18 protein-coding genes are annotated in these 17,152 nt (G+C 40.8%); 4 read left to right on the top strand and 14 right to left on the bottom strand.

The window, feature by feature from the left end; translation table 11 throughout:
- Positions 1–84: 84 nt before the first annotated feature.
- Positions 85–387, top strand: coding sequence for a DUF6787 family protein (locus FNH22_RS04350; protein WP_143397115.1), 303 nt, complete (start codon positions 85–87; stop codon positions 385–387).
- 33 nt (positions 388–420) lie between these two features.
- On the opposite strand, the gene atpC is transcribed toward FNH22_RS04350, so the two are convergent.
- The 12 genes from atpC to FNH22_RS04290 all read right to left on the bottom strand — a co-directional run bounded on the left by atpC (position 421) and on the right by FNH22_RS04290 (position 12,102).
- Positions 421–669, bottom strand: a complete 249-nt coding sequence (atpC, locus tag FNH22_RS04345; protein WP_143397114.1) for an ATP synthase F1 subunit epsilon — start codon at positions 667–669, stop codon at positions 421–423.
- Between the two features lie 8 nt (positions 670–677).
- The gene (atpD, locus tag FNH22_RS04340) at positions 678–2,183 is read right to left on the bottom strand and encodes a F0F1 ATP synthase subunit beta (protein WP_143397113.1); all 1,506 of its coding nucleotides are present in this window, start codon (positions 2,181–2,183) and stop codon (positions 678–680) included.
- 118 nt (positions 2,184–2,301) lie between these two features.
- Complete coding sequence (locus tag FNH22_RS04335) at positions 2,302–3,516, bottom strand: HAMP domain-containing sensor histidine kinase (RefSeq protein ID WP_143397112.1); 1,215 nt, start codon at positions 3,514–3,516, stop codon at positions 2,302–2,304.
- 137 nt (positions 3,517–3,653) lie between these two features.
- Complete coding sequence (locus FNH22_RS04330; protein WP_143397111.1) at positions 3,654–4,946, bottom strand: ABC transporter permease; 1,293 nt, start codon at positions 4,944–4,946, stop codon at positions 3,654–3,656.
- Entirely contained in the window at positions 4,939–5,856 is a 918-nt protein-coding gene (locus FNH22_RS04325; protein WP_143397110.1) for an ABC transporter ATP-binding protein, read from the bottom strand. The genes FNH22_RS04330 and FNH22_RS04325 overlap by 8 nt, the downstream gene beginning before the upstream one ends.
- Before the next feature lie 153 nt (positions 5,857–6,009).
- Positions 6,010–6,903 carry a hypothetical protein gene (locus FNH22_RS04320; RefSeq protein ID WP_143397109.1) on the bottom strand — a complete coding sequence of 298 codons (894 nt, stop codon included), beginning with the start codon at positions 6,901–6,903 and terminating at the stop codon, positions 6,010–6,012.
- A 111-nt stretch (positions 6,904–7,014) separates the two neighbouring features.
- Positions 7,015–8,127, bottom strand: a complete 1,113-nt coding sequence (gene dnaJ / locus FNH22_RS04315; RefSeq protein ID WP_143397108.1) for a molecular chaperone DnaJ — start codon at positions 8,125–8,127, stop codon at positions 7,015–7,017.
- A 124-nt stretch (positions 8,128–8,251) separates the two neighbouring features.
- The gene (locus tag FNH22_RS04310; RefSeq protein ID WP_143397107.1) at positions 8,252–8,863 is read right to left on the bottom strand and encodes a nucleotide exchange factor GrpE; all 612 of its coding nucleotides are present in this window, start codon (positions 8,861–8,863) and stop codon (positions 8,252–8,254) included.
- A 72-nt stretch (positions 8,864–8,935) separates the two neighbouring features.
- Complete coding sequence (gene obgE, locus FNH22_RS04305; RefSeq protein ID WP_143397106.1) at positions 8,936–9,943, bottom strand: GTPase ObgE; 1,008 nt, start codon at positions 9,941–9,943, stop codon at positions 8,936–8,938.
- A 4-nt stretch (positions 9,944–9,947) separates the two neighbouring features.
- Positions 9,948–10,532: an adenylate kinase gene (locus FNH22_RS04300; protein WP_143397105.1), complete on the bottom strand. Its 585-nt coding sequence runs from the start codon at positions 10,530–10,532 to the stop codon at positions 9,948–9,950.
- A 38-nt stretch (positions 10,533–10,570) separates the two neighbouring features.
- Complete coding sequence (gene hpt / locus FNH22_RS04295; protein ID WP_143397104.1) at positions 10,571–11,104, bottom strand: hypoxanthine phosphoribosyltransferase; 534 nt, start codon at positions 11,102–11,104, stop codon at positions 10,571–10,573.
- An 80-nt stretch (positions 11,105–11,184) separates the two neighbouring features.
- Positions 11,185–12,102: a M20/M25/M40 family metallo-hydrolase gene (locus tag FNH22_RS04290; protein WP_143397103.1), complete on the bottom strand. Its 918-nt coding sequence runs from the start codon at positions 12,100–12,102 to the stop codon at positions 11,185–11,187.
- Positions 12,103–12,227: 125 nt separating this feature from the next.
- Between FNH22_RS04290 and upp the strand changes: the two genes are divergently transcribed.
- The 3 genes from upp to FNH22_RS04275 are packed head-to-tail and all read left to right on the top strand — an operon-like array spanning position 12,228 to position 14,299.
- Positions 12,228–12,875, top strand: a complete 648-nt coding sequence (gene upp, locus FNH22_RS04285) for a uracil phosphoribosyltransferase (RefSeq protein WP_370513165.1) — start codon at positions 12,228–12,230, stop codon at positions 12,873–12,875.
- Between the two features lie 10 nt (positions 12,876–12,885).
- A complete protein-coding gene (locus FNH22_RS04280) occupies positions 12,886–13,839 on the top strand; it encodes a calcium/sodium antiporter (RefSeq protein ID WP_143397102.1) in 954 nt (317 codons plus the stop codon).
- 4 nt (positions 13,840–13,843) lie between these two features.
- A complete protein-coding gene (locus tag FNH22_RS04275; RefSeq protein ID WP_143397101.1) occupies positions 13,844–14,299 on the top strand; it encodes a hypothetical protein in 456 nt (151 codons plus the stop codon).
- Here the strand turns inward: FNH22_RS04275 and sdaAA are convergent.
- Complete coding sequence (sdaAA, locus tag FNH22_RS04270; protein WP_143397100.1) at positions 14,289–15,197, bottom strand: L-serine ammonia-lyase, iron-sulfur-dependent, subunit alpha; 909 nt, start codon at positions 15,195–15,197, stop codon at positions 14,289–14,291. The two genes, FNH22_RS04275 and sdaAA, sit on opposite strands and share 11 nt — an antisense overlap.
- 244 nt (positions 15,198–15,441) lie before the next feature.
- A complete protein-coding gene (gene rho, locus FNH22_RS04265; protein ID WP_143397099.1) occupies positions 15,442–17,094 on the bottom strand; it encodes a transcription termination factor Rho in 1,653 nt (550 codons plus the stop codon).
- Between the last annotated feature and the right edge of the window lie 58 nt (positions 17,095–17,152).

Raw genomic sequence — 17,152 nt, 5'->3', positions numbered from 1 at the left:
ATTTTACTTAGGGTATATCATTAGTCTGTAAAGTAAAATCAGCATATACCCTTATTAATTGATAGACAGGCAAATACGTAATACATGAGATGGATTGACAAGTTAAAAACAAAATGGCAACTGAGCACGGGCCAGGTGATAGTTGTATTGATCGTTTTTGCGTGTACCGGATTTACCATAGTGTTGATTAAAGCTCCTGTATTATCGCTTTTTGTTCCTGAAGGAGAACGGACATGGCTGTTTACACTCCTTTATTATCTTTTTATTCTTCCGGTCTACAATGTTGTGCTTCTTATATATGGCTTTTTATTTGGCCAGTTCCGTTTTTTCTGGGCCTTCGAAAAAAGAATGTTTTCCAGGATGTTTGGCAATAAAAAAAGCCCCTGAAAGGGGCTTTTTGGCTTAATATGAGTGCTAATCTTAGTTTTTCTGTAATCCGTCAGCGAGTACTATCACCTTGTTATGCAGCACTTCTACTACACCTCCTGTGATCATTACGTCGCTTTCACCTTCTTTCCCTTTATAAGTAAGGGTGCCTTCTCTGAGGGTACTTATAAGAGGGGCATGATCATTCAGTACCTGGAAAGAACCGTCGGTTCCGGGGAAAGTAACAATATTTACTTCGCCTTCAAATACTTTCTTGCCAGGTGTTACGATTTCTAAAAACATGGTTCTTTTTATTTAGCCTCAGCAAGTATTTTTTCGCCTTTTTCTACGGCATCTTCTACAGACCCTACGAGGTTAAATGCCATCTCAGGCAAATGATCATATTTACCATCGATGATGTCATTAAACCCTTTGATGGTATCTTTGATGTCTACGAGTACTCCGGGTATTCCTGTAAATTGCTCAGCTACATGGAAAGGTTGTGACAAAAATCGTTGTACTCTCCTGGCTCTGTGTACAACTTCCTTGTCTTCATCAGACAGTTCGTCCATTCCCAGAATAGCAATAATATCCTGAAGTTCTTTGTAGCGCTGCAGGATCTCTTTTACACGCTGAGCACAATCATAGTGTTCATCACCTAATACTTCTGCGTTAAGAATACGTGAAGTAGAATCTAAAGGATCCACTGCGGGGTAGATACCTAATTCAGATATTTTCCTGGAAAGTACGGTGGTTGCATCCAGGTGGGCAAAAGTGGTGGCAGGAGCAGGGTCAGTCAAGTCATCAGCAGGTACATAAACAGCCTGTACTGATGTGATGGACCCTTTCTTGGTAGAAGTAATCCTTTCCTGCATAGCACCCATTTCCGTGGCAAGTGTAGGTTGGTATCCTACAGCGGATGGCATACGACCTAATAACGCAGATACCTCAGATCCTGCTTGTGTAAACCTGAATATATTATCAATAAAAAAGAGGATGTCCCTTCCGGCGCCTTCTCCATCCCCGTCACGGAAATATTCTGCCACGGTAAGACCGGAAAGTGCTACACGGGCCCTTGCCCCCGGAGGCTCATTCATCTGACCAAAAACAAAGGTAGCTTTAGATTCTTTGAGCTTTTCTTCATCTACTTTTGAAAGGTCCCAGCCGCCTTCTTCCATTGAATGCAAGAATTCATCTCCGTACGTAACGATACCGGACTCGATCATTTCTCTTAAAAGGTCATTTCCTTCACGCGTTCTTTCCCCCACTCCGGCAAATACGGAAAGTCCTGAATATGCCTTGGCAATATTGTTAATAAGTTCTTGAATAAGAACAGTCTTTCCAACACCAGCACCACCAAAGAGACCGATCTTTCCACCTTTGGCGTAAGGTTCAAGCAGGTCAATTACCTTGATGCCTGTAAAAAGTACTTCGGTAGAAGTAGAAAGCTCTTCGAACTTAGGGGCTGCTCTGTGTATAGGCAATGTGCTTTTTCCTTCCGGCTGCTTGATGCCGTCGATGGCTTCACCAACTACATTGAAAAGCCTGCCTTTAATATCTTCACCAGTAGGCATAGCTATGGGAGTGCTTGTATCTAATACATCCATACCTCTCACCAAACCCTCAGTACTTTCCATTGCTATGGTTCTGACACGGTCTTCTCCAAGGTGCTGCTGGCATTCTAGCACTACTTTTTGACCGTTTTCTTTGGTTACTTCCAGTGCATCGAGAATGCTAGGTAATTTAGCGCCTTCTGCATCAAAGCTTACGTCTACTACGGGCCCAATTACCTGGGTAACTTTACCAATGTTTGCCATGTGTTATTGTTTTATAGAAATAATTCAGTATGCCTATATATTTTAAGGCGCAAAACTACGTTTTATCCGGTATAAAGCCAAGTCATGATTTCTTTTTTGGATATCTTATCTGCTAATGTTATGACTGAAGTACAATCCTGAAAGTCGTACCCTTATTTTCTTCTGATGATTTTATATAAATCTTACCTTCATGGTATATTTCAATGATACGTTTAGCCAGCGTTAAGCCTAATCCCCAACCCCTTTTTTTGGTAGTAAAACCGGGGTTAAACACCTGCTTTATCCGTGACTTTTGTATACCTTTTCCTGTATCATTTATATCAATGAATACACGACCTTCACTACCCTTGAGTATATAGATGTGGATAGAACCCGAGCCGGCCATAGCGTCCACGGCATTTTTGCATAGATTTTCTATGACCCATTCAAACAATGGGGCATTTACCCTGGCAATAATCCCCTCTGTCAACGCGTCTACTGTAATGGAGACCTTTTGAGAAATACGTGGTTTAAGATATCCAACGATACTGTTGATCAGGTTTTCTACCATTTCTTCTTTTAGTGCCGGGGTAGAACCTATGTTAGAAAATCGTTCGGTGATCACTTGCAGTTTTTTGATGTCTTTATTCAGTTCATCAATCAGGTTTTTATCCTTTATGTTAGACTGGTCCTTAAAGTATTCTACCCAGGCCATTAAAGAAGAAATAGGAGTGCCTAATTGATGTGCAGTTTCTTTAGCCAACCCAACCCACACACGATTTTGTTCTGCCGCCTTTGAATAATCAAAGGCCATATATGAAATAAAGGCAATGATAGCAATGACGGAAAGTTGTACAATAGGGTAGTACTTGAGTTGTGTTAACAAAAAAGAATTTCTGTAGTATACATAATTGATAACATATATTTCGTTGGTGATTTCGTCCCTGTCCACCACTTCAATGGGTTCATATTCGTCACGCATTTTTTCTAACTCTTTGTAGAGCGTTTGTTGTTTCCCCTTGTCGCTGAGTGTAGAATCAATGGCTATGTTTCGGTACTCTAAGATCTGGCCGCTTTCAGATAATAATATGGTCGGAATCGAGTTATTTGGTACTAGTATTTCATCTGAAACAAAGTTAAGGTCTTTGTCCAGCTTGGCATCCAGAGTGTATTGTATGGCTTTTGCGTAAAGCTCGATTTGTCTTCTTTCCCGCTCCTTTAGCTGATTTACAAGTACGTTGGTATAGAATATGGAACCTACACTTATTAATACCGAAATTGACAAAATAATCCATTTGAGTTTGGATTTGTCATAATACAGATCAATCCCTCCTGACTTGTTTACTTCAGCCATGATACGGGTAAATGATGTTTATAGTTATAGGTGGATCTAACGGCGGCTTCTTTGGCATAAAGCTTTCACGAATCAGCTGTAAATTAAGCAAAAAACAGGATATGATCATATCCTGTTTTTTGCTCTTGTACGTGTTTTCAGGTTTTCATCATGAACCATTTAGCCAGTACTCTGTAGTTGACCTTAGCGCCGTGCATTAAAATACCCACGCGATAGATCCTCCCTGCCAGCCAAACAGTGAATATAAATCCCAGAATAAGCAGTACCATGGATAAAACTAACTCCCATACAGGCACACCAAATCCTATTCGCCCCATCATGGCAATAGGTGAGGTAAAGGGTATAATGGAAAGCCAGAAACTAACCATACCATCAGGGTTTTTAATGATACTACTCATTCCCACGATCCCTGCGATAAGTGGGATCATGATAGGTAACATAAACTGCTGAGCTTCTGATGGTGAATCTACTGCCGATCCGGCTGCAGCAAATAAGGAGCCATATAATAAGTAGCCCCCAATAAAGTAAAAAATGAAGGTAAGTATGATTTTGGTAAAGGGTATACCCGCTAATAAACGCATGAATTTTTCTCCTTCAGCAGATGCTTCCATGGCTTGTGTAGCTTCTGACAGCTGCGCTGTTTGTGGCATTTCCAGCTCTAATATGCTGGTAACAACAGTGATTATGGTTGTCATGAGTACTATCCAGATAACCATCTGGAACAGCCCAACGGAAGCCAGCCCGAGAATTTTGCCTAACATTAGCTGAAAAGGCTTTACAGAAGATATAATAACTTCCACTATTTTACTGCTCTTTTCTTCTATTACACCTTGCATAACCTGGCCTCCGTAGGCGAACATAAAAATGTAGATCAGGAAACCTGTCACATAGCCAATACCAAAAGCCAGATTGGCATTACTTTCTTTCTCCTGGCCTTGACTTATGTTCAGCGCTTTCAGGTCTATTGAGGTGTGTAGTTTGTCCAATACGGATTTATCAATATTGTAATATCTTAGCTTTTCATCCCGAACTGATCTTTCTATCTTTTTCTCGAGCTCATTCATCACTGAGAAGTTAGGATTACTCTTTGCATAAAAGGTGAATCCAGTCGGGTTCTCTACATTGAATTCCGGAATATATAGCAGACCATAGCTATCACTTTCAGTTAGCACTGTTTTGGCCTCTTCCAGAGAGCTTTGCGTGGCTATATATTTAAATTTATCGGATGATGTAAGTTCCAGTGTGTTACTTTCATCCAATACCTGTATGACTTGTTGTTTGGCACTTTCATCCTCTTTTTGCATAAAGTAGAAGATACCACCGAAGATAGCCGGAAACACGAGAGGGACTAATATTGTAGTCAGAAGAAAAGACTTTTTCTTTACCCGGCTGGTGAATTCTCTTTGTATGACTAAGAATAATTTATTCATGACCTCTTCCTTCTACGTTGGTTATAAAAATATCATTAATACTTGGGATCTTTTCGATGAAAGAATGTACTTCTACAGAGGATATCAAATGCTGCAATAAGTTATTTGGCCCATCACCGTTCGTCATTTTTACGATAGACTGATGGTAATCACCTTCCAGGCAGCTTTGTTGCAGAATAGAATAATCATTAGAGAGGCTTCCATTAAGCGTACCGTTATGTTCTACTATATAGGTATTATTTCTATAAGACTCTTTGATCTCCTTTTTAGTCCCTTCCAGTATTTTTTTGCTTTTATTGATCAAGGCAATATGGTCACATAATTCTTCTACGGACTCCATTCTATGCGTAGAAAATATGACAGTACTACCACGCTCTCTTAATGCCAGTATTTCATCTTTTATTAGATTGGCATTAACCGGATCAAAACCTGAAAAAGGCTCATCCAGGATGATGAGTTCCGGCTCATTGAGTATTGTGGATATGAACTGGATCTTTTGGGCCATGCCTTTGGAAAGGTCTTCAATTTTTTTGTTCCACCAATCGTATATATTCAGCTTTTCACACCAGGCCCTGCTACGTTTAATTGCCTCACGCCTTGGTAAATCCCTAAGCTGCCCCAGGTATACCAATTGTTCACCTACCTTCATCTTTTTGTAGAGCCCACGCTCCTCCGGTAAATAGCCTATAATTGCGATGTGCTTCGTACTGAGTGGTTCATTATTAATCAATATTTCACCGCTGTCAGCGTTTATTATTTGATTGATAATCCTGATGAACGTTGTTTTGCCAGCTCCATTGGGACCCAGCAAGCCGTATATGCTTCCCTTAGGTATGGTCAGACTGACATCATCCAGAGCAATATGTTCAGCATACTGCTTAGTAATGTGGGTTGCTTTTAGTGCTTCCAAAAATGATACGATTTAAATTCTGACTGGTTAGTATGCTTTATGATTGATTTTATTACATTAAAACCAAATAAAGTCATCGGTGAATTTAAATCATTGATAGCAAATACAAAGGTTAAAGTGAGGAATGGTAATCGAACGTGGTGAGTGAAGTTCTTATTGTTGCTCTTTGAAAACTATACTACCCATACTTACATCCAGGTCGAAGTTTAATAAATTATCGGCGTTTTCACTGTAATCGGCATTGACGTAAGTGTTATTGGAAAGGCGCTTGAAAGATTTAGTCAGTTTCACTTTACAGAGCCAGGAATCATTAATGGTTACTTTAATAGGCGTGCCGTTTTTGGGCAGAAGGATCATTAAATTACCGGCACCTACAGAACCTTTGATATTACTGGAAACTTGTGATTTGTCCGTAAAATCCAACATGAGATTTCCAAACCCAATGTCAGCTACAACATTTTTTGCCTTGGATAGATTTACCTTTTTCACAGATACTGAACCCAGATCTACCTTTACATAAAAGGTGTCCATAGGCACTGGGTTATTCAGGTTTTCAAAATATCCTATGTTAACATCAGCACTTCCCGTACGTACTTTTAATTTTTCAATTGACAGACCCGATAAGTCTATGTCTGCTGTGCCAACGCCGTAATCTAAATTGAGATTGTATGTTTTGTCTTCGGAGAGATAAACTTTCCAAATATTTTCCTTTTCATCATCAGACCTTCCAAACATACGGTAGGAGATGGATTGACTTAATCCTTCGGATTTGACATCTTCTAATGCAAGGTTAATTTTACAGACCTTATTGTTAATGGATTTTTGAAAAGAATGCCCGTAATCGTCGTATTGCAGATTACTGTAAACGTTTAACAATTCTTTACCTTCTCCCCCTTTAATAAAACAGGAGCCGCTGTTAACCTTAAAGTCCAGATCTATCTGTTCAATCTTCTCGTTACTATCTACTGAAAATTGCTTCTTAACCTGGGAAAAAGATAACGTTGCGCTAAAAATACTCGCCCCCAGAACTACAATTCTTCTCCGCATGACCATTAAATACGTGAAAATGAGAAGGGTGTTACGTTTAATTTGCGTTTTTTTAGCCAAAAAAACGACAAAACCTTACATGTCTTTAATTTGAATTGTGACGCTCTTTTTTTAAAAGAATTCTTTCATCTTTTCAAAAAATCCTTTCTCACTCTTACCAGGTTTAGGTTGGAAATTGGAAGAAGTACGCAGGCCTTCTAATATTCCTTTTTCGTCATGCGTCAGGTTTTTTGGTGTCCATACATTGACATGGATCAACTGGTCTCCCTTATCATAACCATTAATATCTTTTATCCCTTTCCCTCTAAGACGAAGTATTTTACCACTTTGTGTGCCAGGCTCTATTTTGATCCGTACTTTTCCCGAAATGGAAGGGACTTCCACATTTGTACCTAGCGCGGCGTCTATAAAACTGATATAAAGGTCGTAAACGACATTGTTCCCTTCACGAATTAATTCCTCGCTTTCTTTTTCTTCGATCAGGATAAGCAGGTCACCGGCAGGCCCTCCTCCCGGAGCTTCATTCCCTTTCATTGACATGGAAAGCTGCATGCCATCGCTTACACCAGCAGGAATCTTTATAGGGATTACTTCTTCCTTAGGTACTAGCCCTGAACTATCTACTCCCGGAGGTCTGTGATCAATGATTTGTCCGGACCCGCTACAGGTAGGGCAAGTGCTGGTGGATACCATCTGACCAAGCATTGTATTTACAGCCTTACGTACTTGCCCTGCGCCCTGGCAAGTAGAGCAGGTTTTGAAAGTGACACCATCCGCTTTTACCAGACGATTTACCTTTATTTTCTTTTCAACTCCTTCTGCTATTTCTTCCAGCGTAAGTTTTAATTTGATTCGCAGGTTTGAGCCACGGCGCTGCCTCTGTCTGCCACCACCACCGCCAAAAAAGCTCTCAAAAGGGCTTCCGCCGCCAAAAATATCTCCAAATTGGGAGAATATGTCATCCATATTCATTCCGCCGCCACCGCCGAAACCACCACCACTCATTCCCTGGTGCCCAAACCGGTCGTAACGTTGACGTTTCTCGTGGTTACTCAGGACCTCATAAGCTTCAGCGGCTTCTTTGAATTTTTCTTCAGCTTCATTGTCACCAGGATTTTTATCCGGGTGGAATTTAATGGCTACTTTACGATAAGCCTTTTTGATTTCACTCTCACTGGCAGATTTATCTACCCCTAAAACTTCGTAATAATCTCTTTTTGCCATAATGTTTATTTCTTTGGCTGGTATGACTTCGCCTTGTTACTGCCTTATAAAAGTTCTGAATTATAGGGTGCCCTATTTATCTATATTGCTATGAACCAGTTCTTTTTCCTGTAGAAATAGTCTGTTAATTTCCAATGACTACTTTGGCGTATCGTATTACTTTCTCGTTCAATAAATATCCCTTTTCTACCGTATCCACTACTTTACCCTTAAGCTTTTTGTTTGGTGCAGGAATTTGTGTAATAGCTTCATGAAATTCGGGATCAAAATCCAATCCTTCTTTATCATCCATACTATTCAAGCCTTTTTGCTCCAGCGCTTTTTTGAATTTATTAAAGATAAGTTCTATCCCTTCCTTAATTGCTTTGATATCTGTGCCTTCTTCTGAAAAAGATTTTTCAGCTCTTTCTATGTCATCCATTACCGGTAATAGAGATTTGATGAGATCTTCATTTGCCGTTTGGACCATTTCCAGCTTCTCTTTGGCAGTACGCCTCCTGAAATTGTCAAATTCAGAATATAGCCTGAGGTATTTGTCCTTGCTTTCTGCCAATTCGTCTTGTAAAACTTGCTCACTGCTTTCTTCTGCCTCATCTCTGTCATGAATCTCTTCTTCCTGTTCTGCGTCAGTGTTATCAGTTTTATCTTCTGAGGAGGTTTCATCTACAACTTCCTCTTTTACCTCCCCTTCCTCGACCTCTTTTACTTCTTTTTCGTCGGTATTATTACTTTTCATGATGATTATCTTTGACAACTTTCATTTAACCAATCACTGATAGACAATTATATTGCCAAAAATTGTAAGATGTCATTTTGACATCTTTTCAGTATTCAGTGTTTTCCAAAGCTCATCTTTGAGCTGATCGATAGCTATTTGGGCAACACTGGAAATAAATATATGAGGTAACTCTGAGGGTAATTCTTCTTTCATTTCCTGCATTAGCTCATCGTCCAGCATATCACATTTGGATATGGCTAAAAAGCGTTGTTTATCTAATAACTCAGGGTTGTATTTTCTTAATTCCTGAAGCAATATTTCATATTCCTTTTTGATGTCGTCAGAGTCTGCCGGGACCATAAACAGGAGTATACTATTACGCTCAATATGCCTGAGAAATCTTATGCCAAGTCCTTTTCCGTCTGCAGCTCCTTCGATAATGCCAGGGATGTCAGCAATTACAAATGATTTAAAATCGCGGTAAGGCACTACTCCTAAATTAGGGGTTAGCGTAGTAAAAGGATAATCCGCAATTTCCGGCTTGGCGGCTGAAAGTACAGAGAGTAAAGTGGATTTACCAGCATTTGGGAAACCTACAAGCCCTACATCTGCCAGTACTTTTAACTCTAATGTGATCCACTCTTCTTTGCCTTCTTCACCGGGTTGAGCATATCTTGGAGTTTGGTTGGTAGCTGTTTTAAAGTTTTCGTTGCCCAGACCACCTCGCCCACCGGGTGTCAGTATTTTTTCTTCCCCTTCAGTCGTAATTTCAAATAAGGTTTTACCAGACTCGCTGTCTTTGGCCACAGTACCCAATGGCACTTCTAAAATAATGTCTTCACCTTGTGCTCCTGACCTGCGCCCACCTTCACCGGGCTTGCCGTTATCAGCCACTACATGTTTTTTGTACTTCAGGTGAAGGAGTGTCCACAACTGGGTATTGCCTTTTAAGATAACATGGCCGCCCCGGCCCCCGTTACCTCCGTCAGGTCCGCCCTTTGGCACATGTTTTTCTCTCCGAAAGTGTACCGATCCATGCCCTCCGGCACCTGACCGGGAACAAAACTTTACATAGTCAATGAAGTTAGCGGATGACACTCATTTAAGGTTTGGCTACCTCAAAGCCATTCGTTACCGCAATGATGTCTTCGAAGATCTTATCAATTGGGCCGATACCATTTACAGTTTGAAGCCGTCCCTGTTCATGGTAGTAAGGTAGTACATGAACGGTTTTATTGAAGTATTCAGCTATTCTCCTGTTAAGTTTGTCTTCCTCATCATCAGCTCTGTTCTGAATGGATTTCCGTTTTGCAATTCTTGATCGCACCTCTTCTTCCGAAACTTTCAGCTCTATTACGCCATGAATGGATGAGTTCATAGAGGTCATTAATGTATCCAGTGCCTGGGCCTGGGCTACTGTTCTGGGGAAACCGTCAAACAGAAAACCATTCACCTCCGGATTTTTTTCTACCTCTTCTTTTAGCATTGCAATGGTGATATCATCGGATACCAACTCTCCATTGTTCATAATTTCTTTAACACGAATTCCTAATTCAGTGTCATTTTTAGTATGCCATCTGAATAAGTCTCCCGTAGAAATATGTTTGAGATTGTATTTTTCTATTAATCGTTCGCTTTGCGTGCCTTTTCCTGCCCCTGGGGGGCCAAATATGATGATATTTAACATATAGCTTACGTTTTTCCTTGTTGCGTTAGGGGTTTGGATTATTCCTCTTTTAGTTTATATAAGTCCTTTAAATTACGACCAAGCCCGTCATAATCCAAACCATAACCCAGAACAAAAACTTCAGGTAATTGGAAACCTACATACTTAAGCTGATCACTGATTGCCTCTGATTTTGGCTTCCGCAGGAGTGTGGCAATTTCTATTGAATTTGCACCCAGAGACTTAAATTCTTCCAAAATTTTTACGATCGTCCTCCCCGTATCTATAATATCTTCTATAATGACTACGTCACGATTGAAAATATTGTCATTAAGCCCTATCAGTTGCTTAACGTTACCGGTACTTTCCATTTCTTCGTAAGAGGCCAATTTTACAAAAGAAATCTCACATTCAACATTTATTTCCTTTAGCAGATCAGCGGCAAAAATGAATGAGCCATTTAGTATAGCAATGAAAAGTGGTTTTTTGGTTTTATAATCCTCGTTGATACGGTCACTGATGAGCTTGATCTTATCTGAGATTTCATCGTGACTAATGAACTTTTCAAAATCTTTATCCTTGATTGTGACCATGTTAGTTAAAATAAAAATGCCTTTCGATTGTCAAAAGGCATGCAAATATAGAAATTATATTGAAAGGCAAAATGAAGGATTCAAAGGTGTTTCATCAGGTATTGATATAGCGTTATCATACATTTTATATCATGTTTGTTAACGGTTTCATTTGGTGTATGTACGTTTTCTTCAGCCGCGCCTATGAAGCACCAGTCTATTGGATAGGGAGACAGCTGTATTTCGCGTCCGTCACTAGACCCGTTTCCTTCTACTTCAAGTTGATAATCTACGCCTGACGCTTCAGCATGTGCAATGATTTTATCGATAAAAGATTTTCTCGGAATGTTTCTGTCACGCATAGATATAGCCACACCTTGCCCGGGATGTACTCCGTCGGTTACCCAGGTGATGTCAGATATCAATACCTGTCGGAGGCTCCATCGTTCATAGAGAAAACGTATCAAATGAGGGACAGAACCTCCACCATGTTCTTCCCAAGTGCTGAATACAATGACACCATTTTCCAGTGTTTCAGCTACACGCAGTGCATTGTATACTCCAAGTCGATTATCCAGGCAACAGGATGATATTGTATCCGATGTTTCTCTAAAGTCACATTTGTACACGAGGTTGGTACCGGTGGCGATGGGTCGTCCGAACTTGTAAAATAGTTGATGATCCTTGCTGACATCTAATTCACATTCTATAGGCCCCATGGCATCGGACCCTGTAAGTAAGTAGCCACTTTTTGTGTCGGGGCCGCCAATGGCTACCAGTTGATTTTGATACCTGACCGTAAAACCTATGCTATCCATATGTGCGAAAATAGCTGTTTTAGGTGTGCCGAATTTTAAAATAATATTGTCCTGAAACTCATCTCCGTGATAGACTTCCGGTACGGTAACCCATGCATTAGATTCTCTTTTTATATAGTCCAGGATGTAATCTTTTACCATAACCTCGTTGCCGGAAGGGCCAAATGATTCACAAAGCTGTTTTAATAATCTTGTTTCCATAAAAATATATACGAAGAATAATTTTTATCTTGTCGTCATAACTTAGTTATACCTATTTTTGCTGATGCGCCAGTTTTTATGAGTGCATCAGAATTGATCTTTGAGAAGGCTTCTTATAAAACAGTATGATCCATATTCTATCTGAAACTAACTCTGTAGCTAACCAGTTTCTCTTTGAACTTCGCAACAAAGATATTCAAAATGACCGGGCTAGGTTCCGTCATAATTTGAAAAGATTAGGCTGGGTAATGGCATATGAGGTATCAAAAAAGTTGCATTATGAGCAAAAGGATCTGATTACTCCACTGGCTTCTATGCATATGCCGGTAATAGCCTTGGATCCGGTTATTATCACTATTCTTAGGGCAGCGACACCTTTTATGGAAGGATTTTTGGATATTTTCCATCATTCGGAAGTGGGCTTTGTAGGCGCTTACCGTAAAAAAGGGACGGAAGAAGTTGAAATAAGTGCGGATTATTATGCCTTGCCTGATGTAATCAACAGAGACGTTATCGTTGTAGACCCAATGTTAGCCACCGGAAAATCCATGGTTAAGGTAGTCAAACAGCTATGTGAGAATGGCTTGCCCACGCACCTTCATTTGGCTTGTGCTGTGGCCGCACCAGAGGGTATTGACTATGTGACAGACCAATTGGACGATTTTCCTGCCACGATTTGGGCAGGGGCGGTTGATTTGTATTTAAATGATAAGTCTTATATTGTTCCAGGATTGGGTGATGCAGGTGATCTGTGCTATGGTCCTAAAAACTAAGTTTTTGTAGATGCTCTTTAATATTGTACTCCTCATTTCCGGCTTGTTTATTTTGATCTTAGGAGGTGACTTTTTGGTACGTGGAGCGTCAAATATGGCACTCAGGGCACATATTTCTCCCTTAGTGGTGGGGCTGACTGTGGTGGCTTTTGGTACTTCTGCACCTGAATTATTGATCAGCATTAAAGCAGCATTAGCGGGTAGTCCTGACCTGACCATGGGTAATGTGGTAGGGTCCAACATATGCAACCTGGCGCTTGTGCTGGGTGTCACTTCCTTGATAGGAGTTATAAAAGTCCAGACGGACAGTATTAAGATCGATTGGCCGGTTACTATGGGGAGTTCCATCTTGTTGTATTTGGTCATTAAGGGCAAAGAGGCTACGATCGACACCTATGAAGGGGTATTATTTATTGTACTTCTTATTATCTACACTGTGTTGATCATTCGAAAATCCAGAAAAGAAAACAGGGCTTTGATGGATTTGGATACAGACAAAAATACGATACAAGCTTCGTCCAATCTTTGGAAAGACCTTGTATATATCATTGGTGGATGCGCCGGGCTTTATTTTGGCTCTGACTGGTTTGTAGGAGGAGCACAGGAACTGGCGCTGAATCTTGGGGTGAGTGAAAGAGTCATTGGTATTACAGTGTTAGCACTGGGAACCAGCCTTCCGGAACTGGTTACTGCTATTGTAGCATCCATTAAAAAAGAAACGGACCTGGCCCTGGGAAACCTGATGGGGTCCAACATTTTTAATATTCTTTCTATTCTTGGAATAACCAGCCTCATCAAGGATATTCACGTGAGCAAAGCAATTATAGAGCAAGACGTAACGGTAATGTTGGGGGTAACACTGCTTATCTTACCTCTTATGTTATATAAAAGGTCTTTGGGCAAGTTGTCCGGTGTTATCTTATTAATTGTTTATACTGTATATACCTACTCCGTAATTTCATAAAGCAATGGAAGCTGAAATTCTGAAGGGGATTACTATATTCCTCTTGACGATGGTGAAATTCATTGCAGGTCCCACGTTAGGGTATGCTGCTGGATTTAGTTTTATTACTACTGTTTTGATTACTACGGGGGGTATGATGGCGAGTGTGCTACTATTTACTTATTTGGGCACACTTCTTAGAGAAAAAGTACTTTCACGCTTTCTTAAACCCAGGAAGCTCTTCAACAAGAAAAACAGGCGGTTTGTAAGTATCTGGAGAAAATACGGACTGGCGGGTGTCTCTTTTTTAACTCCACTCATCCTTACACCTATAGGGGGCACTGTTCTTGTTGTGAGTTTTGGTACTCCTAAAGCGAAAGTGATCATAGCAATGCTGATCAGCGCTACTTTTTGGTCAGTAGTGTTTACCGCAGGGATCTACTTACTAGGTACAGCGTTCCTTGAAAAATTTATTCCTTGACTTCTTCGTCAGGTAGTATTTCAATGTCCTGGATCAATACCTTTTTGGAAATGGCTTGCCCTGTTTTTGTTGCGGCAAGTCCGCCTAAAGCAGTTTCTTTATAACGACTTTCCATACTCTGTCCTACTTCTCCCATAGCCTGAACGCATTCATCAACAGGTATTACACCACTCACGTTGGACAGAGCGATCTGTGCAGATGAATTGGCTATAGCGGCAGCGCTGGCATTTCGCACAACACATGGCACTTCTACCAGGCCTGCGACAGGGTCGCAGACAAGGCCAAGCATGCACTGGATTGTGATAGCGACAGCATTAAAGACCTGATCTATATCTCCACCCAAACAATGCACAATAGCTCCCGATGCCATAGCGGCAGCACTACCTGTTTCTGCCTGGCAGCCACCTACAGCTCCTGCAAGGGAGGCCCGTTGCTCTATGATAAGTGCAATGCCGGCCCCCACTAACAAGCCTTCCATGATCTTATTGTCGTCCAATTGGTGGATTTCCTGTAATGTGTATAAAGTACCTGGTAGTATCCCTGAAGCGCCGGCAGTTGGAGCAGCCACCACACGACCCATACAGGAGTTTACCTCTTTTGCGGCAAGTGCCCGGGAAATAAGGTTTTGAAATTCCTTTGACAGTACAACGGTAGAGTTGTTATATACTTTTTTTGCTCCGTTATTGATCATGCCTGATCGGGAGGTCATTTCTTCTTTAAGGCCTGTATCCACAGCCTCTTTCATCACATTATAAGCGTTGGCGAGGCCCTGCTGGATTTGATCGTGTGTATGCCCCTTTTGTTTTTTTTCGTATTCCAATACAGTCTCGAACAATGATATGTTATGTTCCTGGCAATAAGTTTTCCAGCCTGCAAAATTATCGAATAAAAAGGCCATCGTTTTTTGGTAAAGTTAATGAAAAATACGTGGATACATAGCTATAGTACGTAGTGTGATAGGTTTGTCTTTTTAAGCTGCTGATCAGTTATAACTTAAATTTAGAATGTATGCCAGGGATCCGTAAGTATACTGCAATACTAATGTTTGATGAATTGCTAACATCTTGAAAGGTAGGTAACAAAAACGGGCTGTATGATTACATTACAGCCCGTTTCCGGTATATCGAACGTTGATGGATACGCTATCCGTTCATTGAGATCAGGAACTCTTCGTTGTTCCTCGTTCCTCTCATTTTGGATAGCAGGAAATCCATGGCTTCGTTGGAGTTCATGTCTGACATGAATTTGCGTAGTATCCAAACGCGTTGCAGTTCTTCTTCTGTCATCAACAGATCTTCTCTTCGTGTGCCGGAAGCCGGAACGTCGATGGCAGGATATACACGCTTGTTGGAAAGCTTTCTGTCCAATTGAAGTTCCATATTACCTGTTCCTTTGAATTCTTCGAAGATAACTTCGTCCATCTTAGAACCTGTTTCTATTAGTGCGGTAGCTATAATGGTCAACGAACCACCATTTTCTACATTTCTCGCTGCACCAAAAAAGCGTTTTGGTTTGTGTAGTGCATTAGCGTCTACGCCACCAGATAAAATTTTTCCTGATGAAGGAACCACTGTATTGTAAGCGCGGGCCAGTCGGGTGATAGAGTCAAGAAGTATCACCACATCATGACCACATTCTACCATCCTCTTGGCTTTTTCAAGCACCATACTGGATACCTTTACATGTCTTTCTGCCTGCTCATCAAAGGTGGAAGAAATTACCTCAGCCTTCACACTGCGAGCCATATCAGTTACCTCTTCAGGGCGCTCATCTATAAGTAAGATGATCAGGTAGCATTCAGGATGATTCTCAGCAATGGCATTGGCCACATTTTTAAGCAGTACTGTTTTACCTGTTTTAGGCTGTGCTACGATCATTCCGCGTTGTCCTTTACCAATAGGTGAGAAAAGGTCCAATATTCGTGTGGAATAGTTGTCAGGCTTGGCGCTTAACTTTATTTTTTCTTCGGGAAAAAGCGGAGTAAGGTATTCAAAAGGTACCCGGTCACGGATTTCCTCGGTAGTTTTCCCGTTAACATTGCTGACACGGAGTAGAGCGAAATATTTTTCTCCTTCCTTTGGAGGCCTTATTTGTCCTTTGACAGTATCCCCGGTTTTCAGGCCGAATAATTTGATCTGGGAAGGTGAAACGTAAATGTCATCAGGGCTGGCCAGGTAGTTATAGTCTGAAGATCTGAGGAAACCATAACCATCTTGCATGATTTCCAAAACACCTTCGTTTTCTATCACACCGTCAAAATCCTTGACATTGCTTTCTTTCTTGCGGTTTCTATTATCTTCTCTTTCTTCTTTTCTTCTGGGAGATTCCTCCTTGTTTTCAACTACTTCAGGAGTAGTTACGGGTTCTGGCTTATCAGTTTTTGGTGTAGCCTTAGCAGCTGAACTATCGTCAATTTCGATATTGAAAGATTCTAAGACCTCATCTGAGGATATTTTTTTCTCCTCTTTTTTCTGAGGCGCTGTATTTTTTCTGGCTACATTCTCTCTTTTACGGGGTGCCTTTTCGTTCTTTCTCTCGTTTTTTCTTTCAGGCTTTTCCTGGGGTTCCTTTTTTTCGGCTTTTTCAGCCCGCTTTTTCTGAGGTGCTTTTTTTTCAGGTTTTTCAACTTCCTTTTTCTGAGGAAGTTTGTTTTCAGGAGTCACTGCCTGCTGGTCTAATATTTTATAGATAAGGTCTTGCTTGGTAAGCTTGCGATAGTTTTTCAGGCCCATCTCCTCGGCTATTTCTTTCAGTTCCGAAAGAAGCCTTACATTAAGTTCTTCAATAGTGTACATAAAACTGTTAGAGTCATTTACGACTTGGGATAGATATGTTGAGTAAATTGTGTATGTA

It is taken from the genome of Fulvivirga sp. M361 (genome assembly GCF_007097395.1).
Lineage (GTDB): Bacteria > Bacteroidota > Bacteroidia > Cytophagales > Cyclobacteriaceae > Fulvivirga.
The sequence above is the reverse complement of the archived record's forward strand: the minus strand, read 5'-3'. Positions and strand labels throughout refer to the sequence as shown.